The following is a 26083-nucleotide window of genomic DNA, read 5'->3' as shown; positions in this document are numbered from 1 at the left end:
GGGGCCCACCCCGGCGGGGGGCGTCCCCCCCCCCCCCCCCCCCCCCCCGGGGGGGGGGGGGGGCCCCCCCCCCCCCCCCCGCCGCGCTTTTGTGTCCGGTTCAGCGTCTGTTGATCGCCTGGCTGACGGCGTTGGGGCCGTCGTACTGGCGGTCCGGCATGGCCTCCAGGGCCTCGATGATGTCCTCGTCGGCGTCCTGCTCGCGCGCGGCGTCGATGAGGTCGTCTTTGCTGGCCGGATAGTCGACCATGCTCAGGTGCCGCTGCAGGTCGATCGGGTTAGGTGCTGTGCTCATAACTCTTTGCTGCCCATCCATCACGATAGGTAACCATTGACGAGTCGCGGGGGAGGGCGTACAAAGAAGGGGTAACAGCGTTACCCGAGAGAAACGGCGTTACCAGGATGACGGTCACCGCGTATCAGCAGGCTCAGCGGCAGGGACAGGGCGTCGTCAGGGACGTCATCCTCGACGCGGCCAAACGGCTGCTCATCGGCGAGGGGCCGGGCGCGCTGACCGTGCGGCGGATCTCCGCCGAGGTCGGCTGCTCCACCAAGGTGATCTACACGCTCTTCGGCGGGAAGGACGGGCTCAGCGAGGCGCTCTGGCTGGAGGGGTTCGCCCGGTTCGAGCGGCGGCTGCTGGCAGTGCCCGATCACGACGCCCCGCTGGCCCGGCTGCACGAAGGTCTGGCCGCCTACCGCGACTACGCCCTGAGCGAGCCCGACTACTACCGGGTCATGTTCCAGAGCGCCATGCCGGGGTTCAAGGCCGGCGAGGATGCGGTGCGGGTGGCCAAGCGCACGTTCGAGCTGCTGGTGCGCGGAGTGGCCGACTGCCTTGGGGCCGGCGTGCTGCGCGGCGGGACGGCCACGGAGATCGCCGACGTGCTGTGGATGGCCATACACGGCGCCGTAAGTCTCGAAATCTCGGATTTCTTCGATCAGGGCGAGGCCGAGCAGCGCTACCGGCTGCTGTGCGCCTCGGTGCTCACGCCGTTCCTGGCTTCAGCAGAGAAGGACGCATCATGACGACCACTCCCTTCCAGCACGGATTCGCCCCGGTGACCGAGGAGGTCACCGCGTTCGACCTGGAGGTCACCGGGCGCATCCCGGCCGAGCTCAACGGCCGATATCTGCGTAACGGCCCCAACCCGCTCAGCCTCGACGACCCCTCCGCCGGGCACCTGTTCCTCGGCGAGGGCATGGTCCACGGCGTGCGGCTGCGCGACGGGCGCGCCGAGTGGTACCGCAACCGGTGGGTGCGCAGCGCCGCGGTCGCCCGGCGGCTCGGCGAGCCCGCCAGGCCGGGGCCCGTGCACAGCAACATGGACTTCGCGGCCAACACCCACGTCATCGGGCTGGCCGGGCGCACGTTCGCGACCGTGGAGGCGGGGGCGCTGCCGTACGAGCTGAGCTACGAGCTCGACACCATCGGCGCCTGCGACTTCGACGGCGGCCTGCCCGGCGGGTTCGCCGCCCACACCCACCTCGACCCGGTCAGCGGCGAGCTGCACGCGCTGGCCTACTTCTTCGGCTGGGACCACCACCAGCACGTCGTCCTCGACGCCAAGGGCACGGTGACGCAGGTCAGGGACATCCCGATCGCCGACGCGCCCATGGTGCACGACTTCGCGATCACCGAGCGGTTCGTGGTCATCTACGACCTGCCGGTCACGTTCAGCATGCCCCACGCGGAGAAGGGCAGCCAGCTCCCGTACGCGTGGAACGAGGCCCACCCCGCCCGCGTCGGGCTCCTGTCGCGCGAGAGCGGCGAGCTGCGCTGGTTCGAACTGCCGTCCTGCTGGGTCTTCCACACGCTGAACGCCTACGACGACGGCGACGAGGTGGTGGTCGACCTGGTGAGCTATCCCAAGGGGTTCGTGGACGCCCGGCTCGACCTGGGCGGCATGCCCACGCTCGACCGGTGGCGGATCGACCTGACCACCGGCCGCGTCCGCGTCAGCACGCTCGACGACCGGATGCAGGAGTTCCCGCGGATGGACGAGCGCCGCACGGGCCGGGCCTACCGCTACGGCTACACCGCCGCCACCCGCGACATCCACGACGTGGTCGGCCCCGGCCGCAGCGAGATGGAGGACCTGCCCGACGAGTCGTTCGACAACACGCTCATCAAGCACGACCTGCGGCTCGGCACGCAGGAGTCGCGGCAGTTCGGGCGCGGCGCGTACGTGGGCGAGCCCGTCTTCATCGGCTCGGGGGAGGCGGAGGACGACGGCTACGTGATGACGTACGTGAACAACCCGGCCAGGGGAGCGGCCGACCTGGTGATCCTGGCCGGCCAGGACTTCACCGGCGAGCCCGTCGCCACCGTCCACCTGCCCGCCCGCGTGCCGCTCGGCTTCCACGGAAGCTGGATCGCCGACTGATGGGGAGGCGGTAGCCTTCTCAGGTTGGGAAAACGTGAAGAAGGAGAGGCCGTGACCGCTCTGGTCGTCGCGATGGACGGGCCTTCGGGGTCGGGTAAGTCGAGCGTGTCGCGCGGGGCGGCCCGCGCGTTGGGCCTGCGCTACCTCGACACCGGGGCGATGTACCGCGCGATGACCTGGTGGATGCTGCGCCAGGGCGTCGACCTGACCGATCCCGCCGCGGTCGCGGCCCGCTGCGGCGAGCCCGCCGTCGTCTCCGGCACCGACCCCGACGGTCCCGCGATCCACGTCGACGGCGTCGACGTGGCGGGGCCGATCAGGGAGTCCGAGGTCACCGGCGCGGTCTCCGCCGTCGCCGCCGTGCCCGAGGTGCGGGCCCGGCTCGTCGCGCTGCAGCGGGAGGTCATCGGCGACGGCGGCATCGTGGTCGAGGGCCGTGACATCGGCACGGTCGTCTGGCCGGACGCCGCCGTCAAGATCTACCTGACGGCCAGCCCCGAGGCTCGCGCCCGCAGGCGCAGCGCCGAGCTGGCCGGCTCCACGGTGGAGGCGCAGCAGGAGGCCATGGCCAAGCGCGACACGCTCGATTCGACACGGAAGACCGACCCGCTCTCGATGGCGGTGGGCGCCGTCGAGCTCGACACCTCCGACCTGACCCTGGAAGAGGTCATCGCCGAGGTGCTGAGGCTGGTCGCGGAGCGAGAGGGCTCGGCGAGCGAGTCCTTGAGCGGCCGCATACACGAGCGCACCTGAGCCGAACTCAGGTGCGGTACTCACAAAGGATGAAAAATCGTGACAACGGGGGATTGGGTCGAGGCTGACCTCGACGACCTTGAGATCGGCGAGCACGAGCAGGCTGTGCCGCTGCCGGTCGTCGCCATCGTCGGACGGCCTAACGTCGGCAAGTCCACGCTGGTCAACCGCATCATCGGCCGCCGCGAAGCGGTCGTGGAAGACGTTCCCGGGGTCACCCGCGACCGCGTCACCTACGACGCCAACTGGCGTGGCCGCCGCTTCACCGTCGTCGACACCGGCGGCTGGGACCCCGACGCCACCGGCATGAACCTGCGCATCGCCGAGCAGGCGCAGGTCGCCGTCGAGCTGGCCGACGTGATCGTGTTCGTGGTCGACGCCACCGTGGGCGCCACCGACGCCGACGAGATCGTGGGCTCGGTGCTGCGCCAGTCCGGCAAGCCGGTCATCCTGGCCGCCAACAAGGTCGACAACCAGCAGCTTGAGCTGGAGGCCGCCGCGCTGTGGTCGCTCGGGCTCGGCGAGCCCTACCCGGTCTCGGCCCTGCACGGCCGCTCCAGCGGCGACCTGCTCGACGTGATGCTCGACAAGCTGCCCGAGACTCCGCAGGTCACCTTCGAGACCGAGCGCGGGCCGGCCCGCGTGGCCCTGCTCGGCAAGCCCAACGTCGGCAAGTCCTCGCTGCTCAACAAGCTCGTCGGCGAGGAGCGGGTGCTGGTCGACCCCATGGCGGGCACCACCCGCGACCCGGTCGACGAGCTGATCGAGCTCGGCGGGCGCACCTGGCGCTTCGTCGACACCGCCGGCATCCGGCGGCGCGACCGCGAGCTGCAGGGCGCCGACTTCTACGCCGCCATGCGCACCCGCGCGGCACTGGAGCGCACCGAGGTGGCGATCGTGCTCATCGACGCCAGCGAGCCGCTCACCGAGCAGGACCTGCGCATCATCGGCCTGGTGATCGAGTCGGGCCGGGCCATGGTGGTGGCCTTCAACAAGTGGGACCTGGTCGACGAGGACCGGCGCTACTACCTGGAGAAGGAGATCGACCGGCAGCTCGTACGCACCCCGTGGGCGCTGCGGGTCAACATCTCCGCCAAGACGGGCCGCCACGTCGACCGGCTGGTCCCGGCGCTGGAGAAAGCGCTCGACTCCTGGGCCACGCGGGTGCCGACGTCCCGGCTCAACGCGTTCCTGACCGAGCTGGTGCAGCAGACGCCGCCGCCGGTGCGCGGAGGCAAGCAGCCGAAGATCCTCTTCGCCACGCAGGCGTCGATCGAGCCGCCCAAGTTCGTGCTGTTCACCTCGGGCTGGCTGGAAGACACCTACCGGCGCTTCATCGAGCGGCGCATCCGCGAGGAGTTCGGCTTCGCCGGCTCCCCGATCGACGTGTCGATGAAGATCCGTGAGAAGCGGGCCAAGAAGGACAAGTGATAAGCTCCGCGGCAACGCGTTGACGGAGACGAGTAACCAGCGGGGTCCACGGCCCCAGAGAGCCGCCGTACGCTGCGAAGGCGGCGCCGTGGCCCGCTGGTGAAGACACTCCCGAGTGCGGGGAGGAAATGCCCCGCCGGTCTGACCCCCGTCATCGGGTCGTGGAGGCCGCCCTCGCACGGGGCCGGCGAAAGTGCGGTGGCACCGGGAGCTCCCTTCTCCCCCGCACTCCCAAGGGGTCATGCACTTCCGTTGAGGAGCTGTGATGATCTCTCGTGTCATGTCGGCGGAGCTCGCTGAGCACGCCGGGCAACGAGTGACGATCGCCGGTTGGGTCCATCGCCGCCGGCAACTCAAATCCGTGTCCTTCCTGGTCGTCAGGGACCGTACGGGGCTGACCCAGGCGGTGACCGGCCCGAACCCGCCCGCGCAGGACCTGTCGGCCCGGGACCCGCGCGCCCGGACCCTGCCGGCCCAAGAGCTGCCCGCTCGTGAGCTGCCTCCTGAGGAGAGCGTCGTCGCGGTCACCGGCACCGTGACGGCCAGCCCGCAGGCGCCCGGGGGCTACGAGCTGGTCGCGCCGGAGGTCGAGGTCCTGGCCGAGCCGGGCGCGGCGCCGCCGTTCGACCTCTACCGGCCGATCGTCGGGGCCACGCTCCCGACCGTGCTCGACCACGCCCCGGTCGCGCTGCGGCATCCGCTGCTGCGGGCGCCGCTGGAGATCTCGGCGGCGAGCGTGGCCGGGTTCAGGGAGACGCTCGACCGGCTCGGCTTCACCGAGATCCACACCCCGAAGATCGTCGCCTCGGCCACCGAGTCGGGCGCGAACGTCTTCGGCATCGACTACTTCGGCCGTCCTGCCTACCTGGCGCAGTCGCCGCAGTTCTACAAGCAGGCGATGACCGGGGTGTTCGAGCGCGTCTACGAGGTCGGCCCGGTCTTCCGCGCGGAGCCGCACGACACGGTGCGCCACCTGGCCCAGTACACCAGCCTGGACGCCGAGCTCGGCTTCATCGAGGACCACCGCGACGTGATGGCGGTCCTGCGCGAGGTGGTGGCGGGCATGCTGGAGTCGGTACGCCGCCGCGCCGCCCCCGCGCTCGACCTGCTCGGCGTCGAGCCGCCCGCGGTGCCCGCCGAGATCCCCGCGGTGCACTTCACCGAGGCGCAGCGGCTGACCTCGTCCGACGAGCCCGACCTGGCGCCCGCGCAGGAGCGGTGGCTGGGGGAGTGGGCGCGGCGCGAGCACGGGTCGGAGTTCCTGTTCGTCACCGGCTACCCCATGTCCAAGCGGCCCTTCTACACCCACCCCGACCCCTCCAGGCCCGGCCACTCCAACGGCTTCGACCTGCTCTTCAGGGGCATGGAGCTGGTCACGGGCGGGCAGCGGCTGCACCGGTACGAGGACTACGTGCGCGCGCTGGCCGCCCGGGGCGAGGGGACGGAGGCGTACGAGGGTTACTTGCAGGCGTTCAAGTACGGGATGCCGCCGCACGGCGGGTTCGCGCTGGGGCTGGAACGGTGGACCGCGCGGCTGACGGGCGCCGCCAACGTCCGCCAGAGCACCGCCTTCCCCCGCGACCTGCACCGCCTGTCGCCATGACCCCGGCGTAGCCGACGCCCACGCCGTCCCGGCCAGGGGCCGGGCGGCGGGCCATGTCGTCCCGTCCCGCAGCCGGGCGGAAGTTCCCGCCGTCCCGGCCCGCGACGGGGCGCAGGCTCATGCCGTTCCGGTTCGCGGCCGGGGCGGCATGAGCACCGCCACCGCCGCGCCGAGCAGGCAGATGAACGCCGTGACCAGGAACATCTCGGTGTACTCGGTGTGCAGCGCCGCCTGCACCTTCGCGGTGTAGTCGGCCAGCCTGCGCTGGTAGGTCTCCGCGTCCACGCCGAACGGCAGCGGCGTGTCCAGATGGGCGGTCAGCGACTGGAACCGGTAGAAACCCCACGCCGACACGGCGGCGATGCCGATCAGCATGCCCATCATCCTGGCCACCACGACCGCCGCCGACGCCACGCCGTGCTGGGCCGCCGTACTCACCCGCAGCACCGCCGACGACACCGGGGCGATCACCAGGCCGAGCCCCAGCCCGGCCACGACCAGGTCGAGGTCCACGACCAGGCCCGCCCCGGCCAGGTCGAGCGGCCAGCGGCTCATCAGCCAGTAACCCACCGCCGCCAGCAGCAGGCCGCCGACCGCGACGGGCCGGTCACCTAGCCGGCGCGCCAGCAGCCCGCCGAGCAGGGCGCCGACGGTCAGGGCGGCCAGGAACCTGGCCAGCACCAGCGCCGCCCCCAGCGCGTCCGCGCCGAGCAGCGTCTGAGCGGTGAACTGGACGAACACCATCGTGACCAGCAACGCCGCCCCGGCCAGGAAACTCACCGCCAGGGTGGCGAGCAGCGGGCCCTTGCGGGCGCCGGTGAGGTCGAGCAGGCGTACGGGGGAACGGATCTCCCACCAGACGAAACCGGCGGCCGTCAGCACCCCGGCGGCGATCACCGGTGGACCCCACGGCGGGAGCACGGCGACGGCCGGATCCGGGTTGTAGAGCCCGACGACGAGCAGACCGAGCGCCACCGCCAGCAACACCCCACCGACGACATCCACCCGCCCAGCCTTAGGCCCACCACCCGGCCCAGTCCCCGATTCGACCACCGGCCTGCCGGCCGACCCAGTGACCGGCTCGGCGGCCGACCTGGCGACCGCTTCGGTCACCGGCCTGGTGACCTGCCCACCGGCCTGCCCACCGACCGGCCCACCGACCGGCCCGGCGACGGGTTCCGCATGTCGCTCGGCGACCGGTTCGGCGCTCGGGGTGGCTGCGACGGTCGTTTCGCCGTCCGAAGCGAGCGGCCGACCGGCCGGAGCGTCCGGGAGTGCCGTGTCGTGGCCTGAGATGGTCTCGGTCGCCGGTTCGGGGTGGGATGCGGTGGCGGCGGTGCTGGTCGGGAGGGTCACCTGCGACGCGGCGCCCAAGTGGGGCGGGAGGGTCGCCTGCTGCGCCGTGCTGGAGCGGGGCGGGAGGGTGAGGTGGACGGCGATGGCGGCCAGGGCGGCCAGGGGCAGGTTGATCCAGAAGATCGCGTGCCATTCCCCCAGCTCCACCCCCGCCACCACCGTGCTCGGGATCAACGCCACCAGCCCGCCGTACAGGGGCCCGAGCGCGCTGCCCAGCTCCTGGGCCGCTCCCACCGCCCCGAGGGCCACCGGCCGTTCCCGTTCCTCCCACAGGTCGCCGATGAGCGCCATCGTGATCGGCAGCAACGCGCCCCCGGCCACCCCCTGGACGGTCCGCCCGGCCACCACCATGACCTCGCCGGACGCCAGCGCCGTCAGGACGGAGCCGAGCGCGAAGGCCGCCAGGCAGGCGTGGATCAGCGGCCGCCGCCCGTAGCGGTCGGACAACTGCCCGAGCAGCGGCATCGCGGCCACGTACCCGAGCAGGAAGCCCGTGACGATCGGGGTCGCGCGCTCCAGGTGGTTGAGCGGGATGCCGACGTCCTCGGCGATGTCGATGAGGACGGTCACCACCACGTACGCGTCGAGCGCGGCCAGCAGCACCACCGCGCCCCCCGCGCCGAGCACGACCCGGCGGGCGCGCCTCATTTCGCGGGCCTCATTTCGCGGGGGGCGGTGTGATCGTGACGGGCGCGTCGTAGTCGCTGAACGACACCGTCACCGTGCCGTCCTTCAGCGGCAGGCTCGCCTTGGTGAGCCGGCTGGTGGCCTGGTCGAGCCAGACCTTGCCGTTCACGCCCTGCGTGACGCCGGGGATGATCTGGCCCACGACGTTGCCGGGGAAGGTGGTCGCGACCCGGTAGGAGCCGCTCTCGACGCCTTCGACCCTGGGGTCGGTGGCCTGGGCGAGCAGCTGCGCGATGCCCTTGGTGGGTTCGAGGATGACCGACGGGTCGTAGAACTGCGCGAGCTGGGCGCGCGTCATCTTCTGGAAGCCGCCGGTCGGCCCCTTGAAGTGCACGGTGTCGCCGATCAGCGCGAAGTTCACCTCTTGCAGGGTGCCCAGCACGTCGAGAGTGATCGTGCCGTCGGCGTCGCCCTCGGCGGTGAGCCGGCCGTCGGCCTTCTTGACCGGAACGTTGGGCTTGCCCTCGGTCGCGATCGAGAAGCCGGCCGACTTGACGACCTTCATGGCCTCGGAGGCCTTCTTCATCAGATCGGGGCCGGCGGGCAGCTCGGCCTCGCCGCCCGCCGACGAGCACGCCGACGCCAGGGCGAGCACCGCCACGATCACTAGCTTTCTCAGCATGACCGGGATGCTAGCGACCGGTCGGGAACGCTGTGAGGCTTCCCCGGTATCGGTTGGATGTCAGCGCGACGGCGCCGGTCGCCCCGGAGGTCAGCGCAGCTTCTTCAGGTGCTCCACGATCGGCGCGTACGCCGCCTCGATCGCCTCCAGCTGCTCGTCGGTGAGCCGGTCGACGAAGTGTTCGCGCACGCCGCCCACGTGGACCGGGGCCACCCGCTGCGTCGTCTCCCACCCTTCGTCGGTCAGCACGGCGTACGTGCCCCGCCGGTCGTCACGGCAGTCCTCCCTGGTCACCAGGCCCTTGGCCTCCATGCGGGAGATCTGGTGCGACAATCGGCTGCGTGACTGGATCGTCGCGTCGGCCAGGTCGCTCATCCGCATCCGGCGGCCGGGGCTCTCGGAGAGGTTGACGAGGATCTCGTAGTCGTTCAACGAGAGTGAATGCTCCTGCAGCTCGCGGTCGAGCCGGTGCATGAGCAGCTTGTGCAGCGCCAGGTGTGTACGCCAGGCACGCTGTTCGGCGGGGGAAAGCCAGCGAGGCGCGCTCATGATCTCCAATCTAGCGCACGTGGAGTGAAGCGCCATGGACGAGACGTCGGGCGGCAGTCTGACCACCGTACGCCTCATCCGGGCGAACCTGTCGCCGGTCATCGGCCCCGCGGCGACCCCGCCGCGCCCCCGCGGCGACCCCACGCCTACCCGTCGCCGCCGAGCTCCGGGATGGGCGCCCGGCTCGCCGGGGTGTCGGTGACGACGGCCACCCTGATGTCCGGGCCCGCGCTCCACTCCAGCAGGTGCCGGCCGGTCAGGTCGTCGCCGCCGTCGCCGAGCTGGTCGAGCGTCAGCTCGCCGCGCTTGATCAGCGCCTCCTTGCGGGTCCAGTGGCGCATCAGCTCGTCGTTGCCGGTGACCAGCGCGCGCTCGCGCGGCGTGAGGACCCGGTCGGCCAGCATCGTGTCCAGCGGACCAGGACGCACCCGCTCGGCGTCCACCCCGACCTTGCCGGGGCCGGCCGCCGCGCACACGTAGCCGCGCGTGTGGCTGAAGCTGACGCCCAGCTCGGGAGCCTGTTCGAGGTACGGCCTGCCGTGACCGGGGCCGTGCAGGTCGCAGACCTGCAGCAGCGTCAGCCCGGCCGGGTCGGCGTCGAGCACGGCGGCGGCGCAGAGCCGCACGAGCAGGTGGGCGGCGACGAAGGAGGCGCGGTCGTGCTCGTACAGGAAGCGGGCGGCCCGCTCCTTCTCCACCTCGGTGAGCCAGTCTTCGGGGGCACGCACCTCGTCGGGGTGCCCGCCCATCGCTAAGGGGCCGATCGTCAGTCCTTCTTGTCCTTGTCGCCGTCGAGGGAGTACTGGTCCTCCGAGGCCGCGCCGAGCGTGGTCACGTCATGGATCTTCCAGCTGCCCTTCTCCTTCACAAGACTGATCTTAAGGTGCGAATCCCTGACCGAGCGGATCGCTTGCGAACTGTTCACCTGCTGATCCACGACGACGATGGCGTGCGCGGTGGCCTCGTCCACGTCGGCCAGGTAGACCTCGCGCACGGTGGCCTGCGAGGTGGCCTTGAGCTTGACGATGACCTGCGCCATCGTGCCGCCGAACGCCGTGTCGTAGGTGGCCAGGAAGTCGCCCGTGGCCTGGGCGGCCAGAGTGGAGCGGGTGGTCTGCAGGTCCCGGTAGTCGTAGCTGAGCAGGGCCCGGCTGAACGCGCTCGCCGCGCCGGACACCTCCAGGCGCAGCGCGCGCTCCGACTCCAGGGCGGCCCGCGCGTCCTGGGCCTGGGTGGCGGCGACCCACTGCAGCACGGCGGTGGCGGCGACGGCGGCCACCAGCATGGCGGCCAGCGCACCGAACACCTTGGCCCGCCAGAACCGCCTGGCTCCGCGCTCCCCTGATGACTCGGTGGTGGTGTCCGTGTCTCCGCCGGTGCCGGTGCCGGTGCCGGTGCCGGTGCCGGGGTCGGGGTCGGGGTCGGTGGGGGCCTGCTCGGCGAGATCCGGTTTGGCGGTCAAGACGACTCCTCACGGCGGCGGGCGGCCCGGCCCGCCGCGATCCAGCCCACGATGCCACCACTCGCCACCACGGCGAGGAACATCGCGGCAATCAGCGGGACGGTGTTGATGGGGGTTCCGGACGCGGCCCGGGTGCCGGCCGCGTCCGCCGGTGAATCGGTGGCTCGCGGGGTCCCGTCCGTTCCATCCGTCTCCTTCCTGTTCGTGCTGTCCTCCTTCGCGCCGGGTGTGCCGGCGCCGGGACGGTCGTTCGCGGAGGCCGGGCCGCCGGAGTCGCGGGGCCGGGCGGCGACGTCCTGGCGCTCGCCGCCAGGCCGCCCGGCGGCGTCCGGGTGGGGATCCGAGTCGGGGCCCGCGCCGGGGTCGCGTTCGGGGGCGCGGTCGGGGCAGGCGCGGAGCTTGGGCACGGAGGGCGGGCCGAGCGGCCCCGCGTACTCCTCGGCCGGCTGGGGCCCGCCGGGCACGCTGAAGACGAACGCCGCCTTGCCGTACACCGTGTCCCCGCGCCGGTCGCTGATGTCGTCGGACAGGCTCAGCGCGGTCGGCACGATGCTCAGCAGATGGTGCACGTTCCGCTCGGTCGCGGCCGAGAACGCCGGCCGGTGCGGCAGCCCGGCCGCCGTCAGCAGGCAGGAGAACCCCGGCCGCGACTTCCTGACGGCGTCGTCGAGCTGGGCGAACACCCCGGGCCCGTGGTCGAGGATGGCGTTGAGATCGGTACGGGACTCCCGCAGCGCGGCCGTCACCGCGCTCAGGTCCGTGATCCCCGAGGCCAGTTGCCCGCGCTTGCCCGCCAGCGTGTGCGTGAGCCGGGTGAGTTGCACCGCCAGGTCGTCGAGCACCTCGGTGTTGTCGGCGAGCGTGCCGGTCAGGGTGTGGGCGTCCTCGATGATGCGTCTGATCGCGGGCGCCCGCCCGTCCAGCGCGACGGCCAGCTCGTGCACGATGGTGTCGGCGTCCTTGGGCGGGACCGCGTTCAGCAGCTTGCCGACGCCCTCGAACAGCTTCTTGTAGTCGAGCGGCACCGTTGTCCTGGCCAGCGGGATCGTGTCGCCGGCGGCGAGGACGGGCCCGGTCACGCCGGCGGCGGGCGGTGAGAGCTCCACGTACGGCTCCCCGATGGCCGACTTGCGCCGCACCTCGGCGGTGACGCCCTTCGGCAGCCGGATCTCCCTGTCGATGTCCAGCCCCACGACGATCCTGCCCGGCGCCAGCCGTACGTCACCGATCTTGCCGACCCGGACGCCCAGGTAGGCCACGTCGAACCCGCGGATCAGCCCGGGGGAGGAGACGAACTCGGCCGAGACCCGGTACGGCCGCTCGATCGCGTCCAGCTTGATGATCGTGCTGAACGCCCAGACCGTCATGACGATCCCGAGCAGCACGAAGAAGCCGAGGTTGAGGTAGATGCGGTGTCTCATCGCGGCGGCTCCAGCAGCATACGGACGTCCTCCACCGGGTTGCGCACGGGCTCCTCGCGCACCGACGGCAGCACGCCCTTCAGCCAGACGTAGATCATCACCTGGCCGTTCACCGTGATCGGCGGCGCGTCGATGAACTTCTGCAGCTTGGCCACCAGCGCCTTCAGGTCCTCCTTGCCCCGCTGCATGGACGAGGAGATGGCCTCCAGCTCACGCAGCAGCGTGCGCAGCCGGGCGGCGTGGCGCGGGTAGACGGTGAGGTTGGCCTGCTCGGCCAGTTTCGTGAGCGCGACGATGGTCTTCTTCACGTGGCCGCGCCCGTGCGCGAGGCGCTCGGTGGCCGCGGCCAGAGTGCCGGGCAGCCGGTCGAGTTCGGCGCTGCCCTCGGCCAGGTCGTCGCCGAGCCTGGCCAGGGCGTCGATGCTGGTGCCGAGGTCCCTGCGGGCGGCCGCGTAGGCGTCGGTGACCTGCGCCGTCTGCCTGATCAGCCGGTTGACGTCGTCGCCCTGCCCGTCGAGCGCGGTCGAGGCGGCGTCGAGTACGGCGTTGACGTCCTGCGCGCCGAGCGCCTCGATGAGCGGCCCGGCCTTGGCGGTGACCTGCTCGATGTCCGGTTCGACCGAGGTGTCGGCGATGGTGGCGCCGTCCTCGAGGTAGGGGCCCGAGGCCAGGTCCTTGCCCGTCGGCGGGCTGAGCAGCACGTAGTTCTCGCCCAGCACGGACGTCTTGGCCACGGTGGCGGTGCTGCCCTGGGGCACCCGGTGCGCGGACTGGACCGACATCGTCACCTTGGCCCGGTATCCCTGCAGCCGGATGTCGGTCACGGTGCCCACCCGCACGTCGGAGATCTGCACGCTGTGCCCGGCGACCAGGCTCTGCACGTCGTCGAAGACCGCGTACAGGGTCATGTCGCCGGTGGTCGCGCCGAGCGTCTGCAGCGAGCAGCCCGCGGTCAGGGCCAGCGCCGCCAGCACGGCCGGGAACCTGGTCCTCATCGCCCGCCTCCTCTCCGGGAGAAGGGACAGTTGCTCAGCCCGGCGGGCAGGCACGGCACCTCGCCCAGGTTCAGCGCGTCGAACAGCGGCGCCAGCCACGCCCTGGTCATCGCGTTGAGCACGATTCTGATCTTCAGGACGTGCTGCTCGCGGTCCCAGGAGTCGATCAGGATGTCGGCGAAGTCGGCCGCGCCCTTGACCGCCCGCGCCATGGAGTCGCTGTTGGCCCGGACGGTCAGCACCAGCTCGGCCAGCGTGCTCGCGGCCTGGGGGAGCCGTTCGGCGTACTGCTCGATGAGCACGTCGCCGCGCCGGACGAACCCGGCCATCGACGTGACGAAGCCGCGCAGCCGCCGCCGTTCCTCCGCCAGCATGGCGCTGGCCTCGGAGAAGGCGTCGATGGCGCCCGTCACCTGGCTCTCGCGCTCGTTGAGGCTGGTGGCCAGGTCGCTCAGCCCCTTGGCCAGGTCGATGAGCCGCTGGTCCTGCGCGGCCAGCACGCCGGTCAGCTCCGAGGTGTCGGCGATGGCGTTGTTGATCGTCTTACCCCGGCCCCTGACGCCGTCGGCCAGGTCGCCCGCCACGTCGCCGAGCCGCTCGTCGTCGAGCGCGTCGGTGAGCTTGGTGAACGCGTCGAGCGCGTCGTCGATCTCCACCGGCAGGTCCGTGCGCTCCAGCGGGATCGTCGCCCCGGCGGCGATCCGCCGGTCGCCGGGCTTCCACGGGGGGTAGAGGACGACGTTGCGCTCGCCGAGCGTGTTCTGCGGCGCGACCACGGCCTTGACGCCGGCGGGCAGCGGCACCTGGGGATCGATCCGCAGCTCCGCCCGCACCTTGTCCCCGTCGATCCTGATGGTGTCCACGTAACCCGCGTCGAGGCCCATGACCTTGACCCGCGCCTCCTCGTACAGGGAGGGTGCGGCGCGGAAGATCGCCACCAGCCGGTACGGCTCCGCCCCCGTCACCGAGCACCCGGACGCCAGGAGCGCCCACCCCAGCAGCACCGCCACGAGCCGTGTCATCTGTCGCTCTTCCTGTCCTTGGCGATGGCCCCCAGCACCTCGGGGTTGATCGGCCCCAGGCCGGTGGCGATGGCCTCCAGCCACGGCCCCTGGCCGCCCATCGTCGACAGGCCGGAGAACGTCGGCCCAGCCCACGCCAGCAGCGAGTTGAGCCGCTCGTTGCTGCCGCTGAGCCGCGTGGTGATCGCCGCGTTGTCGTCGAGGACCTGGACGAGCGACTTCTCGTGCTCGTTGATCAGCCGGGTCGTGCTCTGCACCAGGTCACTGCCGTCGCCGAGCAGCGTGCGCAGCTCGGCGCGGCGCGCGCGCAGCTCGTCCAGCATGACCTCGACGGCGTCGATGAGCCGCCCGAGCTGCGCGTCCTTCTTCTTCAGCACGTCCATGATCCGGGTGCCGTTGTCGAGCAGCCGCTGGAGCTGCGGCTCGCTCTTGCTGATCGTGTCGGACAGGTCGCCGATGTTGTCCAGCAGCCGGGTGACGCGCCCCTTCTTGAAGGTGTCCAGCTTGTCCAGCTCGGCGAGCAGGTCGTCCACGGCGTCGGTGTCGAGCCGCTCGACGAGCCGGGTCGCGTCCTTGATGGCGTCGTTGATCAGCGTGGGCACGCCGGTCCGCTGCACGGGGATGCGCCGCCGGTCCTCGGGCAGCTGGTCCAGGTACGGAGGTGTGACCGGTCCTGTGAGCTTGACGTACCGGCCGCCGAGCAGGTTGGACAGGGCGACGTCGGCGCGGGTGGCCCGGCCGAGACGCACGCCGTCGTCCACCCTCCAGGTGACCACCACGTGGCCCTGCGCGTAGTCGGCGCGCACCTCGGTGACCTCGCCCACCCGCACCCCGGCCACCCGCACGTCGTTGCCGGTGCGCAGCCCGCCGGAGTCGGTGAACACGCCCGACATGGTGTAGCCGCCCTCCAGCAGGCCCAGGCTGCCGACGAGGAACGTGGTGACGAGGATCGCGCCGAGCACGGCCAGCGACACCAGGCCGACGGCGTGCCGGTTGCGGTCCCTGAAGGATCCGACGCGGAACGACTTGAGCGCCATCAGCGGCCCACCAGTAGCTTCCGCAGGTCCTTCTCGCTCTGGATCCTGGTGTTGCGCAGCGGCGGAGGCGTCTGCATGCCGTAGGGGCACGGGGCGGCGTTCAGCGCCACGCAGGGGACCGCGGTGATGAAGTAGTGGCCGCGGTTGACGCTCGAGTACGCCCGCGCGAACAGCGGCTGGAACGTGCTGACGGTCTTGTCGATCTTGCCCACGTTCCGCCTGATGCCGCCGGTCAGCCCGGACAGGTTGTCCACCAGGCGGCCGAGCTCGCCGGCGTTCTTGCCGAGCACCTCGTTGGAGGTGTGGACGGTGGCCGACAGCTCCACCAGCGCGTCGTCCACCAGTTCGCGGTTGTCGGCGAACGCCTCCGTCAGCGTGACCAGGTTGTCCACCAGCCGCTCGATCTGCCGGTCCCGCCTGGCGACCACGCCGGTGACGGTGGCGTAGTCCTTGAGCAGCTGTTCGATGGTCTTCTTGCGCTCGTTGACCGTGGTCGTGATCGCGTTGACGTTGTCGAGCAGGCGCGGGATGTTGTGCTGGTTGCCCTTGAGCGACTTGGCGGCGGCCGTCAGGAGCTGGTTGATCTGGTCGGGATCCAGGCTGCGGGTGAGCGGGCCGAGGTCGCTGATCAGCTCGCCGATGTCCACCACGGAGGAGGTGCGCGTGAGGCGCGCCCCCGGCGGCAGCCGGCCGGGCGCGGTGCCGGGCAGCAGGTAGACGACGCGCTGGCCGACGGCGTTGCGCCAGCGTACGGCGGCCTCGGTGTCGGTCGGCACCCTGACCGCGTTCTGCACCTCCATGGTCACTTCCGCCCGGCCGTTCACGACCCTGATCGTGTCCACCTGGCCGACCGGAGCTCCGGCGATCTTCACCTGGTCGCCCTCGTTCAGGCCGGACACGTCGTCGAACACGGCGACCAGGCGGTAGCCGTCGCCCGTGCTCACCCGCTCGATCTGCACCGCGATCACCACGATCAGCGTCAGGGTGAGGCCGATGAACAGCGCGAACCGCACGAGGGTCCAGCGGCGGCGCAGGCGTTCCACGTCAGCGCCTCCCGTCGGTCGGGCCGCAGGCGCCCACGATCAGCTCGCAGACGTCGGTGGCGATGAACGCCTCCACCTGCAACTGGCGGTTGCCGCCTGGACCTGGCGCCTCGATCAGCTCGTTGAGCAGGTCGACCAGCCGGTTGAGGCCGCGTACGCCGTCTCCCGCCAGGCCGAGCTGGGCGTAGATGAGCGCGGCGACCCGCTCGCCCGAGTGCACCCCGGCCCGCAGGTCGCCCCGGTGCTTGGCCAGGCCGTGGGAGACCTGCCCGGAGACCGAGGTGACCTCCTGGAGCAGGGCGCGTACCTTGTCGGCCCGTTTGAGCAGGTCGGGGGTGATGACGTTGACGTCGGAGGAGATGGAGACGAGCTCGTCGCCCTTGTCCGACAGCGCCGTGCCGAGCAGTGCCGCGTCGTGCAGGAACCGTCGAGCGTTCGCCCGGTGCCGGTGCGCGACGCCGACGACCGTGCCGGCGTCGCCGATCAGCTCGCGCAGGTTCTCGCCCTCGCCCTCCAGCCCCTTGGCCAGCGTGTGCACGATGACCGTGACCTCGCGCGGGTCCACGGCGTCCAGGCCCCGGTAGGCGTCGCCGAGCGTGTCGGACAGGTCCAGCGGCTCCTCGGTGTCGGTGATGACGGCGCCGGCGGACAGGTACGGGCCGGTCGTCTCACCGGAGCCCGGCCGCAGCTCGACGAACTTGGGGCCGAACACCGACGCCGGCTCCACTGAGGCCACCGCGGTCGTGGGCACCCTGACCCCAGGATCGACGTGCATGGTCACCACGGCCCTGCCCTTGGCGTCCAGCGCGATGCCCGTCACGTCGCCGACCGTGATGCCGCGGATCTTGACCGGCGAGGCGGTGTCGAGGCCCTGCCCGGCCCGGCCGAACACGGCGTCGATGCGGGTGCCGCGTAACTCGGTGGTGGTGCGCACCACGTACAGGGTGGCCGCGGCCAGCACCGCCAGCACGGCGAGCGCGATGCCCATCCGGGCGGCGAGGGGAAGTTCAGCTCGGGTCACCGGCCTCACCCCGTCAGCGGTATGTTGCCGCCGGCGCCCCAGAACAGGTACGACAGCAGCAGGTTGAGCAGCACGATCGTGACGATCGACTGGCGGATGGCCCTTCCCGCCGCCACCCCCACGCCCACGGGCCCGCCGGTGGCGTTGAAGCCGTGGAAGCAGTGGATGACGATGACGGCGAAGGCGAACACGGCGACCTTGGCGACGCTGAACAGGATGTCGCTGACCGGCAGGTACAGGTAGAAGTAGTAGTCGTAGACGCCGGGCGCCAGCCCGAACAGCACCGTGCACATGAGCCGGGTGGCGAAGAAGCTGGCGAACAGCGCGATCAGGTAGATCGGCACCAGCGCCAGCAGCGCCGCCACGACCCGGGTGCAGATCAGGTAGGTGAAGGCGTTGATGCCCATCACCTCCAGCGCGTCGATCTCCTCCGAGATCCGCATCGCGCCGAGCTCCGCCGTGAACGACGAGCCGACCTGCGCCGCCAGCGCCGTGGCCGCGATGATCGGGGTGATCTCGCGAACGTTGGCGAAGCTGCCGACCAGGCCCATGAACGACTCCGCGCCGATGGCCTGCAGCCCCTGGTAGCCCTGCAGCCCCACGGTCGCGCCCACGACGAACGCCATCGTGAACACCACGAAGACCATGCCGCCGCCGATGACGGTGGCGCCGACGCCCACCACGACATCGCTGACCTGGCGCAGGACGACCTTGCCGTACCTGAGCCGCAGCACGACGTCGCGGACGGAGTAGAACAGGACCTTCCACACGAACAGCGGCCAGTCGGCCAGGGCCGCGAACCGCTCGGCGGCGTCCCGACCCCTGAGGGCGAGTCTGAGGCCGGCCGTCCGCGTCGCCATCAGCAGGTCACCATCACAGCGACCTCGGCGGGTAGGCCAGGAAGTACACGGCCGAGATCACGTAGTTGAACGTGAACACCAGCATGAACGTCACCACGGTCGCCTGGTTGACCGCCCGTCCCACGCCCACCGGGCTGGTCGCGCACGTCATGCCCTTGTAGCAGGCCACCCCGGCCGCGATGAAGCCGAAGATCCACGCCTTGAACAGCGTCACGTACAGGTCGGAGGCCACCACCAGGGACAGCGCGCCCTCGAAGTACGCGCCAGGCGTGACGCCCTGCACGATCACGTTGAAGAAGTAGCCGCCGGTCGCGCCCGCCAGGATGACCAGCGGGCACAGGCACACCGCGATCGTGCTGGCCGCCCACATGCGCGGCGTGACCAGGCGGTGGATCGGGTTGACCGACATGACCTCCATCGCGCTCAGCTCGTCGCGGATGTGGCGGGCGCCGATGTCGGAGGTCATGGCGCTGCCGCCGGCCCCGGCGATCAGCAGCGCGCTGGCCAGCGGCGCCACCTCGCGGATGAGGCCGACGAAGACGGCGCTGCCGGTGGCCGAGCCGGCGCCGAGCTGCCGGGCCAGCTCACCCACCTGCAGCGCCACGGTCGCGCCGAGCGGCAGGGAGACCAGGAGCACGGGGACGCTGGTGATGCGGGCCAGGAACCAGCACTGGTCGACGAACTCCCACCACCAGCGCCTGACGTCCCAGCTCCGGCGCAGGCCCTCCAGGACGATGACGAACAGGTCTCCGACCTGGCCGAGGGCCGAGCCGGCGCGGCGTCCGACGTACCCGGACCAGGCCATCACCACCTCCGCCGCCTACGGATTGGCAACCCTACTGACGGGTTGTCCAGTAGGCCATGGCTTGGCGGGAATTTGCGGAAAAGGTATGAGGGCGGGGCCGCGCCTTGTCAGCCACGTACGAAACGTGACCGCTCCGTTACAGCGCTCTCCTGCTACAGCAGGCCGTTCATCCAGGACTCGATCCCGTCCGGGTCGCGGGGGAGCGCGGACGACATCAGGCGGGCCCCGTCGGAGGTGATCACCAGGTCGTCCTCGATCCGGATGCCCATGCCGCGCAGCTCCTCCGGCAGCGTCAGGTCGTCCGGCTGGAAGTACAGGCCGGGCTCCACGGTCAGCACGTTGCCCTCCTCCAGCACGCCGTCCAGGTAGACCTCGGCCCGCGACTTGGCGCAGTCGTGCACGTCGAGACCAAGCATGTGGCCGCTGCTGCATAGCGTGTAGCGCCGGTACAGGCCCGTCTCCATGAGCGTGTCGACGCTCTCCTTCAGCAGGCCCCAGTCGCGCAGCCCCTCGCAGATCACCCGCATGGCCGCCAGGTGGAAGTCACGGAAGCGGGCGCCGGGCCGCAGCGTGGCGATGGCCGCCTCCTGCGCCTGGTAGACCAGCTCGTACGCCTGCCGCTGCACACTCCCGAAGCGGCCCGACAGCGGGAAGGTGCGGGTGACGTCGGCCGTGTAGAGCGTGTCGGACTCGACGCCCGCGTCCATCAGCAGCAGGTTGCCGCGGCCGAGCGGGCCGTCGTTGCGGATCCAGTGCAGCACGCAGGCGTGCGCCCCGGCGGCCACGATGCTGTCGTAGCCGGTCGCGTTGCCTTCCAGCCTGGCCCGCAGGCCGAAGACGCCCTCCAGGTAGCGCTCGCCGCGCGGGTGGCCGAACGCCTGGGGGAGCGCGCGTACGACGTCCTCGAAGCCGCGCGCGGTCGCGTCCACGGCCGACTGCAGCTCGCCGACCTCCCACTCGTCCTTGACCAGCCGCAGCTCCGACAGGAACGACTCCAGCTCCGCGTCACCCTCGCCCCTGGGGACGGCGGCGTCCACGGAGGCGTCCACACCCCGCAGCACCCGGGCGGGGCGGCCGAGCTCAAGGTCGCGGATGTGGGCGCACTCGACCTGGTAGAGCGCCGCCGCCTCGGCCAGGTCGGGGCGCGGTCCGGCCCAGAACTCGCCGTAGCGGCGGTCGCGGTAGAACTCCTGGCCCTCCTCGCGCGGGGCGCGCGGCCTGACGTACAGCACCGCCTCGCCGGACGGCTCGATCACCAGCACGTCGTCCGACTCGCTCGCCCCGGTCAGGTACGCGTACGCGCTGTGCGGCCGGAACCGGAAGTCGCTGTCGTTGCTGCGCACCTTCAGCGTGCCCGCGGGGATCACCAGCCGCTCACCCGGGAACCGCTGCGCCAGCGCGGCCCGCCGCTTGGCCGCCCACGGGGCGATCGGCCGAGGGGCGTCCTGCCCCGTTTTCTGTGGGGCCCAGCCGGTGCGCATGAACGCGGCCAGTTCGTCGGTGACGGGCAGATCGTGGCTTCCGATGTTGAGCGCCTCGGCCATGGAGCGTTCCTTGAGTGGTATGTCGGTTGATGTCGTGATCCAGTACAGGGAGCAGCCTACGGGACCGCTTGACTCCGGGCCCGAGGGGTTGTTTGCCTGGACGCAAGCTTGGAACACTGAGGGCAAGAGGTGGTGGTGCACATGCTCATCGGGACGATCCTTCGTGGCAAGGGCAGTGACGTGACGACCGTGACGCCCGCGGCCACAGTACGCGAGCTGCTCGCCCAGCTCGCCGAGCACAACATCGGCGCCGTCGTCGTCTCCTCCGACGGGATCACCATCGAGGGGATCGTCTCCGAGCGCGACGTGGTCCGGCGCCTGCACGACCGCGGCGCCGCGATCCTCGACGCCCCGGTCTCCTCGATCATGACCACCGAGGTGACCACGGTCGGTCCCGGGGAGAACGTCGACTCGCTCAGGCAGACCATGACCACGCAGCGCTTCCGGCACATGCCGGTGGTCGACGGCGGCCGGCTGGTCGGCATCGTCAGCATCGGCGACGTGGTCAAGAGCACGATCGAGGAACTGGAGACGGAGAAGGCGTCGCTCGTCGACTACCTGCATCGTTGACAGCATCGTTGACAGGGATGGGACCCTTGGTCCGTGATGTACGGGCCGCCCCCTCCTGACCATCAGCGGGTACCTGAGTACCCCCGGGCCACGAGCAGCCCGCCGATCATCGTGCTCGTCTCCGGGCTCGCCGCCCTGCTGGGCTTCCTGCTGGGCGTCCTCGTCGGGTTCGGCGCGCAGACGACGTCCGCCGAGGAGCCGGCGCCGCGGGTCACGGTGACGGTCGAGGAGAGCCCGACCGGCGTGCCGGAGACCGGCGCGCCCACCGCGACGCCGCCCCAGGACCCGCAGTCCACGCCTGGTCAGACGCTCCCGGGCCAGACACAACCCGGGCAGACCCCGCCGGGTCAGACGCCGCCGGGCCAGACGCCGCCCGGACAGACCTCGCCCGCGACGCCTCCCGGGCAGACCACCCCGCCCGGAAGCGGCAACGCGACGACGCCCGCGCTGAACGGCGCCACCCTGCGCACCCTCGTCGTCGGCACCGACATCCAGCCCGGCACCTACCGCACCACCGGCCCCACCGCCGGGTTCCCGCTCTGCTACTGGGCCAGGCTGAAGAGCACGACCGGCGACGTCATCGCCTCCGGCATGCCGACGGGGCCCGCCAGCGTCACCATCCTGGCCACGGACAAGGCGTTCCAGACCGGGGGTTGCGTCGAGTGGAGCAAGGCGTAACTTTCTGCCGGAAACTCTGGACAACAGCGCAGAAACGCGCAATTCTGCTCACCGGCAGAAAGGAGGCACGCCCCAGCGTGCTGGCGTGACGCCCTGCGGTCATGGGCCACGCCACTCCGGCGTCCCTGGCCAGGACGCAGGACGGAGAGTGCGGAACAGCACGCGTAGCCACCGATCCCGAACCGTTTTCGTTCGCGAGGAGTGTCCATGCGTCTGTCCGCTCTCATCTCCGCCGCCGCCCTGGCGGCCGTCACCGTCGTCACCTCCCTCACCACCGCCCCAGCAGCCAGCGGGGCCGCCTCCGCCGCCTTACAGGCCCCTTCCGGGGCCGCCGCGCTGCCCAGCCCGGTCGCGTGCAACGGCTGCTGGAAGCCCGCGCTCAACACGAGCTGGGACTGGCAGCTCATCGCCCTGCCGAAGAAGCCGTACCCCGACGTGCAAATGTTCGACATCGACGGCTTCGACGCCGCCGACTCCGGCACCATTGTCCAGTCCCTCAAGGCCGGCAAACCAGGCCGTCGCGTCGTCTGCTACGTCAGCGCCGGCACGTACGAGGACTGGCGCCCCGACGCCGGCCGCTTCCCCGCCGCGGTCCTCGGCGACCCGCTGGAGGACTGGGAGGGCGAGCGGTGGCTGGACATCCGCCACTACACCGGCGAGCTCGGCGCGATCATGAAGGACCGGCTCGACATGTGCAAGGCGGCCGGGTTCGACGCCGTCGAGCCCGACAACGTCGACGGCTACACCAACGACACCGGCTTCCCGCTCACCGCCGCCGACCAGCTCGCCTACAACGCCTGGTTCGCCAACGAGGCGCACAAGCGCGGGCTGTCGGTGGCGCTGAAGAACGACGTCGCGCAGATCCCGCAACTGCTGCCGTACTTCGACTTCGCGATCAACGAGGAGTGCTGGGAGCACTCCGAGTGCACCACCGCCCAGAACGGCGGTTCGTACGGCTACGACCAGTTCGTCAAGGCCGGCAAGGCCGTGTTCCAGGTCGAGTACAACCTGGCCACGTCCAAGTTCTGCGCGAAGTCCAACGCCCAGAACTTCAACTCGCTGAAGAAGACCTACGACCTGGACGGCTACCGCGTGGCCTGCCGGTAACACAGGCGTTTGCACTGGTAGGGCGAGCGTAGGAGGATGCGCTCAGCCCACCAAGGAGGAAGACATGTCGGTGTTGCAGAGCTTTGTGGACAGCGTGCGCAACGGGGCGATCGAGGTGATCGACCTCACCGCTCCGCTGACGGCGCAGACGCCGATCCTGCAGCTGCCCGAGCCGTTCGGCAACACGATCCCGTTCCGGCTGGAGGAGATCAGCCGGTACGACGATCGCGGCCCGGCCTGGTACTGGAACGACATCCACACCGGCGAGCACACCGGCACCCACTTCGATGCCCCCGTGCACTGGGTCACCGCCCGCGACGGCGAGGACGTCTCCCAGGTGCCCGCGCGCAGCCTCATCGCGCCCGCCGTGGTGCTCGACCTGGCCGCGGAGGCGTCGAAGGACCCCGACTTCCTTCTCCAGATCGACCACGTCAAGGAGTGGGAGCGGGCCAACGGCCCGCTCCCCGAGGGCGGCTGGCTGCTCTACCGCACCGGCTGGGACGCCCGCTCCGCCGACCAGGCCGCCTTCCTGAACGCCGACGAGACCGGCCCCCACACGCCCGGCATCTCGGTCGAATGCGCCCAGTGGCTGGCCGCCGAGACCCCCATCCTCGGGCTCGGCGTCGAGACCGTGGGCACCGACGCGGGCGCGGCCCACTCCTTCGACCCGCCGTTCCCGTGCCACTCCTTCCTGCTCGGCGCGGGCAAGTACGGCCTCACCCAGCTGCGCAACCTCGACCGCCTGCCGGTGACCGGCTCCGTCGTGGTCGCGCCGCCGCTGCCCATCGAGGGCGGCTCGGGCAGCCCCGTGCGCGTGCTCGCCCTGGTCGAGCGTTGATCGTCGCCGAGGCCGTGGGCCGGGTCCTGGCCGCGTGCGGGGCCGGGACCGCCTTCGGGGTGGTCGGCAGCGGCAACTTCCACGTCACCAACGCCCTCGTGGCGGCCGGCGTGCGCTTCGTCGCCGCCCGCCACGAGGGCGGGGCCGCCACCATGGCCGACGCCTACGCCAGGATGAGCGGCCGGGTCGGCATCGTGTCGGTGCACCAGGGGCCGGGGCTCACCAACGCGATGACCGGCATCACCGAGGCGGCCAAGAGCCGCACGCCGCTGATCGTCCTGGCCGGCGAGGCCACGGAGCCCCAGTCGAACTTCCACATCGACCAGCCGGCCCTGGCCGTCGCGGTGGGCGCGGTGGCGATGCGGGTCACGGCCGCTGCGGACGTGGTGGAGCAGGTGGTACGGGCGTATCAGGTGGCCGTGGGGGATCGTCGCACGGTCGTCCTGAACCTGCCGCTCGACGTCCAGTCCACCCCCTGCCCCGACCTGGACCCTGCCACCCTGACAGCCCAGACCACGCACCTCCTCACCACAGCGACCGGCCGGTCCGTCACCGCACCGCCCGGATCGCCCGCCACCGCATCCACCAAGCCCGCCACCGCCTTTACCGGGCCGTCCACCGAGGCGCCGGCTACCGGGCCGGAGCCGTCGTCCTCCACGGAGGTGCCGCCGGCGGAAATCGGACTGCTGGAGCTGGTGCGGGCACTGGAGACGGCGCGGCGGCCGGTGTTCATCGCCGGGCGGGGTGCCCGGCGGGCCCGGCGGGAGCTGGAGGAGCTGGCCGAGCGGACCGGCGCCCTGCTGGCGACCTCCGCCGTGGCCAAGGGGCTCTTCCGCGGCAGCCCGTGGGACCTCGACGTCTCCGGCGGGTTCGCCACGCCCCTGACGGCCGAGCTGATCCGCGACGCCGACCTCGTCGTCGGCTGGGGCTGCGCCCTGAACATGTGGACCACCCGGCACGGCTCCCTGATCTCGCCCGGCACGCGCGTGGCGAAGGTGGACCTCGACCCGGCGGCGCTCAAGACGCATGTGCCCGCCGACGTGGGCGTGGTGGGCGACGTGGCGGAGGTGGCCAGGTCGCTGACCGCCCAGGTGCGGGCCGGCGCGCAGGGTTATCGTTCGCCGGAGCTCGCCCGGCGTATCGAGGCCGAGGGGCGCTGGCGGGCGGTCCCGTACGAGGACGAGAGCGGCGGCGGCCGGATCGACCCCAGGACGCTCACCATCGCCCTCGACGACCTCCTGCCCCAGGACCGGATCGTCGCCATCGACTCCGGAAATTTCATGGGATATCCGTCGATGTTCCTCGACGTCCCCGACGAGAACGGGTTCTGCTTCACCCAGGCGTTCCAGTCGATCGGGCTCGGCCTGGCGACCGCCATCGGCGCAGCCGTGGCCCGCCCCGACCGGCTGCCGGTGGCCGCGCTCGGCGACGGCGGCGCGCTCATGGGGCTGGCCGAGCTGGAGACCGTGGTCAGGCTCGGCCTGCCGATGGTGATCGTGGTGTACGACGACGAGGCGTACGGCGCCGAGGTGCACCACTTCGGCCCGCACGGCCACCCGCTGGACACGGTCCGCTTTCCCCCGGCCGACCTGGCCGCCATCGCCCGGGGCCACGGCCTGGCCGCCGTGACCGTCACCGGGCCTGGCGATCTGGCGGGCGTGGCGGAGTGGGTCGCGGGCGAGCGGGACCGCCCGCTGCTGGTGCAGGCCAAGGTGACACGGGAACGCGGCTCGTGGTGGCTGGAGGAGGCGTTCAAGGGCCACTGAACCAGGGGGCCTGATCCAAGGGCCCCGATGCAAGCGCCCTGGTTTCGAGGGCCCCGGTGTCGAGGGGCGCAGATTCGCGGGGGGGCTGATCAGAGCTTGCGGAAGGCGCGGGACTCCTCGGCCGCCTCCAGCACCTCGGCCAGCGACGAGCCCGCGCCCGCCGCCACCGCGGCCGCGATCGCGCCCTCCACGAACGGCACGTCCGCCACCACGACCCGCTCCTCCACCTCCAGCAGCCGGGCGGTCAGCACCGAGCTGCCCAGGTCGGGGATGAGCACCACCCCGTGGCCTCGGTCGACGCTGCGCACCGCCGCCTCCACGCGGTCGAAGCAGGTGCCCAGCCCGTTGTCCTCGGTCCCGCCTGCCGCCGCCACGGGGGCGTCCTGCCCTGCGATCCCGAGGGCCAGGGCCATCGCCTCGGCCGCCAGCCCGGCACTGTGCGAGATCAGCACCACGCCCACCATCACACCGCCTCCGCAGCCCGTCCAGCGGCAGCCCGCCCCGCGGCGGCCTCTCCAGCAGCAGT

At 71.5% G+C, this 26083-nt stretch carries 26 protein-coding genes; 10 read left to right on the top strand and 16 right to left on the bottom strand.

Going from position 1 to position 26083, the window contains the following annotated elements:
• Window positions 1–100: 100 nt before the first annotated feature.
• The gene (locus AB0C28_RS53320) at window positions 101–295 is read right to left on the bottom strand and encodes a DUF2795 domain-containing protein (RefSeq protein ID WP_357860558.1); all 195 of its coding nucleotides are present in this window, start codon (window positions 293–295) and stop codon (window positions 101–103) included.
• Between the two features lie 107 nt (window positions 296–402).
• On the opposite strand from AB0C28_RS53320, the gene AB0C28_RS53315 reads away from it, so the two are divergent.
• From AB0C28_RS53315 to aspS, 5 genes are all read left to right on the top strand, one after another.
• A complete protein-coding gene (locus tag AB0C28_RS53315) occupies window positions 403–1029 on the top strand; it encodes a TetR/AcrR family transcriptional regulator (RefSeq protein ID WP_358084793.1) in 627 nt (208 codons plus the stop codon).
• Window positions 1026–2387: a carotenoid oxygenase family protein gene (locus AB0C28_RS53310; RefSeq protein WP_358084790.1), complete on the top strand. Its 1362-nt coding sequence runs from the start codon at window positions 1026–1028 to the stop codon at window positions 2385–2387. Before AB0C28_RS53315 ends, AB0C28_RS53310 begins: the two co-directional genes overlap by 4 nt.
• Before the next feature lie 72 nt (window positions 2388–2459).
• Window positions 2460–3140, top strand: coding sequence for a (d)CMP kinase (gene cmk, locus AB0C28_RS53305; protein WP_357860702.1), 681 nt, complete (start codon window positions 2460–2462; stop codon window positions 3138–3140).
• Window positions 3141–3179: 39 nt separating this feature from the next.
• Window positions 3180–4571: a ribosome biogenesis GTPase Der gene (der, locus tag AB0C28_RS53300; RefSeq protein WP_358084787.1), complete on the top strand. Its 1392-nt coding sequence runs from the start codon at window positions 3180–3182 to the stop codon at window positions 4569–4571.
• A 265-nt stretch (window positions 4572–4836) separates the two neighbouring features.
• Window positions 4837–6174: an aspartate--tRNA(Asn) ligase gene (gene aspS, locus AB0C28_RS53295; protein ID WP_358084784.1), complete on the top strand. Its 1338-nt coding sequence runs from the start codon at window positions 4837–4839 to the stop codon at window positions 6172–6174.
• Between the two features lie 117 nt (window positions 6175–6291).
• On the opposite strand, the gene AB0C28_RS53290 is transcribed toward aspS, so the two are convergent.
• From AB0C28_RS53290 to AB0C28_RS53225, 14 genes are all read right to left on the bottom strand, one after another.
• The gene (locus AB0C28_RS53290) at window positions 6292–8178 is read right to left on the bottom strand and encodes an MFS transporter (RefSeq protein ID WP_358084781.1); all 1887 of its coding nucleotides are present in this window, start codon (window positions 8176–8178) and stop codon (window positions 6292–6294) included.
• 10 nt (window positions 8179–8188) lie between these two features.
• On the bottom strand, window positions 8189–8839 hold the full coding sequence (locus AB0C28_RS53285) for an LppX_LprAFG lipoprotein (protein ID WP_357860540.1): 651 nt from the start codon (window positions 8837–8839) through the stop codon (window positions 8189–8191).
• A gap of 90 nt (window positions 8840–8929) precedes the next feature.
• Window positions 8930–9388, bottom strand: coding sequence for a MarR family transcriptional regulator (locus tag AB0C28_RS53280; RefSeq protein ID WP_357860537.1), 459 nt, complete (start codon window positions 9386–9388; stop codon window positions 8930–8932).
• A 146-nt stretch (window positions 9389–9534) separates the two neighbouring features.
• Window positions 9535–10116 (bottom strand): 4'-phosphopantetheinyl transferase superfamily protein, encoded by a 582-nt coding sequence (locus tag AB0C28_RS53275; RefSeq protein WP_358084778.1) that lies wholly within the window; start codon window positions 10114–10116, stop codon window positions 9535–9537.
• 38 nt (window positions 10117–10154) lie between these two features.
• Window positions 10155–10850 (bottom strand): hypothetical protein, encoded by a 696-nt coding sequence (locus AB0C28_RS53270; RefSeq protein WP_358084775.1) that lies wholly within the window; start codon window positions 10848–10850, stop codon window positions 10155–10157.
• Window positions 10847–12271 (bottom strand): MCE family protein, encoded by a 1425-nt coding sequence (locus AB0C28_RS53265; protein WP_358084772.1) that lies wholly within the window; start codon window positions 12269–12271, stop codon window positions 10847–10849. Before AB0C28_RS53265 ends, AB0C28_RS53270 begins: the two co-directional genes overlap by 4 nt.
• A complete protein-coding gene (locus AB0C28_RS53260) occupies window positions 12268–13266 on the bottom strand; it encodes an MCE family protein (RefSeq protein WP_358084769.1) in 999 nt (332 codons plus the stop codon). Before AB0C28_RS53260 ends, AB0C28_RS53265 begins: the two co-directional genes overlap by 4 nt.
• On the bottom strand, window positions 13263–14288 hold the full coding sequence (locus AB0C28_RS53255) for an MCE family protein (RefSeq protein WP_357860522.1): 1026 nt from the start codon (window positions 14286–14288) through the stop codon (window positions 13263–13265). Before AB0C28_RS53255 ends, AB0C28_RS53260 begins: the two co-directional genes overlap by 4 nt.
• Entirely contained in the window at window positions 14285–15325 is a 1041-nt protein-coding gene (locus AB0C28_RS53250) for an MlaD family protein (protein ID WP_357860519.1), read from the bottom strand. Before AB0C28_RS53250 ends, AB0C28_RS53255 begins: the two co-directional genes overlap by 4 nt.
• Window positions 15325–16368, bottom strand: a complete 1044-nt coding sequence (locus AB0C28_RS53245) for an MlaD family protein (RefSeq protein WP_357860516.1) — start codon at window positions 16366–16368, stop codon at window positions 15325–15327. Before AB0C28_RS53245 ends, AB0C28_RS53250 begins: the two co-directional genes overlap by 1 nt.
• A gap of 1 nt (window position 16369) precedes the next feature.
• On the bottom strand, window positions 16370–17389 hold the full coding sequence (locus tag AB0C28_RS53240; protein WP_357860513.1) for an MlaD family protein: 1020 nt from the start codon (window positions 17387–17389) through the stop codon (window positions 16370–16372).
• A gap of 5 nt (window positions 17390–17394) precedes the next feature.
• Entirely contained in the window at window positions 17395–18249 is an 855-nt protein-coding gene (locus AB0C28_RS53235; protein WP_357860511.1) for an ABC transporter permease, read from the bottom strand.
• 13 nt (window positions 18250–18262) lie between these two features.
• A complete protein-coding gene (locus AB0C28_RS53230) occupies window positions 18263–19054 on the bottom strand; it encodes an ABC transporter permease (protein ID WP_357860508.1) in 792 nt (263 codons plus the stop codon).
• Between the two features lie 152 nt (window positions 19055–19206).
• Window positions 19207–20598, bottom strand: a complete 1392-nt coding sequence (locus AB0C28_RS53225) for an aminopeptidase P family protein (RefSeq protein WP_358084767.1) — start codon at window positions 20596–20598, stop codon at window positions 19207–19209.
• 141 nt (window positions 20599–20739) lie between these two features.
• On the opposite strand from AB0C28_RS53225, the gene AB0C28_RS53220 reads away from it, so the two are divergent.
• The 5 genes from AB0C28_RS53220 (at window position 20740) to AB0C28_RS53200 (ending at window position 25557) form a co-directional block, all read left to right on the top strand.
• Window positions 20740–21168, top strand: coding sequence for a CBS domain-containing protein (locus AB0C28_RS53220; RefSeq protein ID WP_357860502.1), 429 nt, complete (start codon window positions 20740–20742; stop codon window positions 21166–21168).
• Window positions 21169–21201: 33 nt separating this feature from the next.
• On the top strand, window positions 21202–21846 hold the full coding sequence (locus AB0C28_RS53215) for a hypothetical protein (RefSeq protein ID WP_357860499.1): 645 nt from the start codon (window positions 21202–21204) through the stop codon (window positions 21844–21846).
• A gap of 207 nt (window positions 21847–22053) precedes the next feature.
• Window positions 22054–22953: an endo alpha-1,4 polygalactosaminidase gene (locus AB0C28_RS53210; RefSeq protein ID WP_358084765.1), complete on the top strand. Its 900-nt coding sequence runs from the start codon at window positions 22054–22056 to the stop codon at window positions 22951–22953.
• 64 nt (window positions 22954–23017) lie between these two features.
• Complete coding sequence (locus AB0C28_RS53205; protein ID WP_358084762.1) at window positions 23018–23791, top strand: cyclase family protein; 774 nt, start codon at window positions 23018–23020, stop codon at window positions 23789–23791.
• Window positions 23788–25557 carry a thiamine pyrophosphate-binding protein gene (locus tag AB0C28_RS53200; protein ID WP_358084759.1) on the top strand — a complete coding sequence of 590 codons (1770 nt, stop codon included), beginning with the start codon at window positions 23788–23790 and terminating at the stop codon, window positions 25555–25557. Before AB0C28_RS53205 ends, AB0C28_RS53200 begins: the two co-directional genes overlap by 4 nt.
• Window positions 25558–25646: 89 nt before the next feature.
• Here AB0C28_RS53200 and AB0C28_RS53195 read toward each other — a convergent pair whose 3' ends face one another.
• Complete coding sequence (locus AB0C28_RS53195; RefSeq protein ID WP_358084804.1) at window positions 25647–26021, bottom strand: phosphoenolpyruvate--protein phosphotransferase; 375 nt, start codon at window positions 26019–26021, stop codon at window positions 25647–25649.
• Window positions 26022–26083 lie beyond the last annotated feature (62 nt).

This window comes from Nonomuraea sp. NPDC048892 (genome assembly GCF_040649735.1).
Taxonomy (GTDB): domain Bacteria; phylum Actinomycetota; class Actinomycetes; order Streptosporangiales; family Streptosporangiaceae; genus Nonomuraea; species Nonomuraea maheshkhaliensis.
Note: the sequence above shows the minus strand (reverse complement) of the source record. Positions and strands in the feature narration are given on the sequence as shown.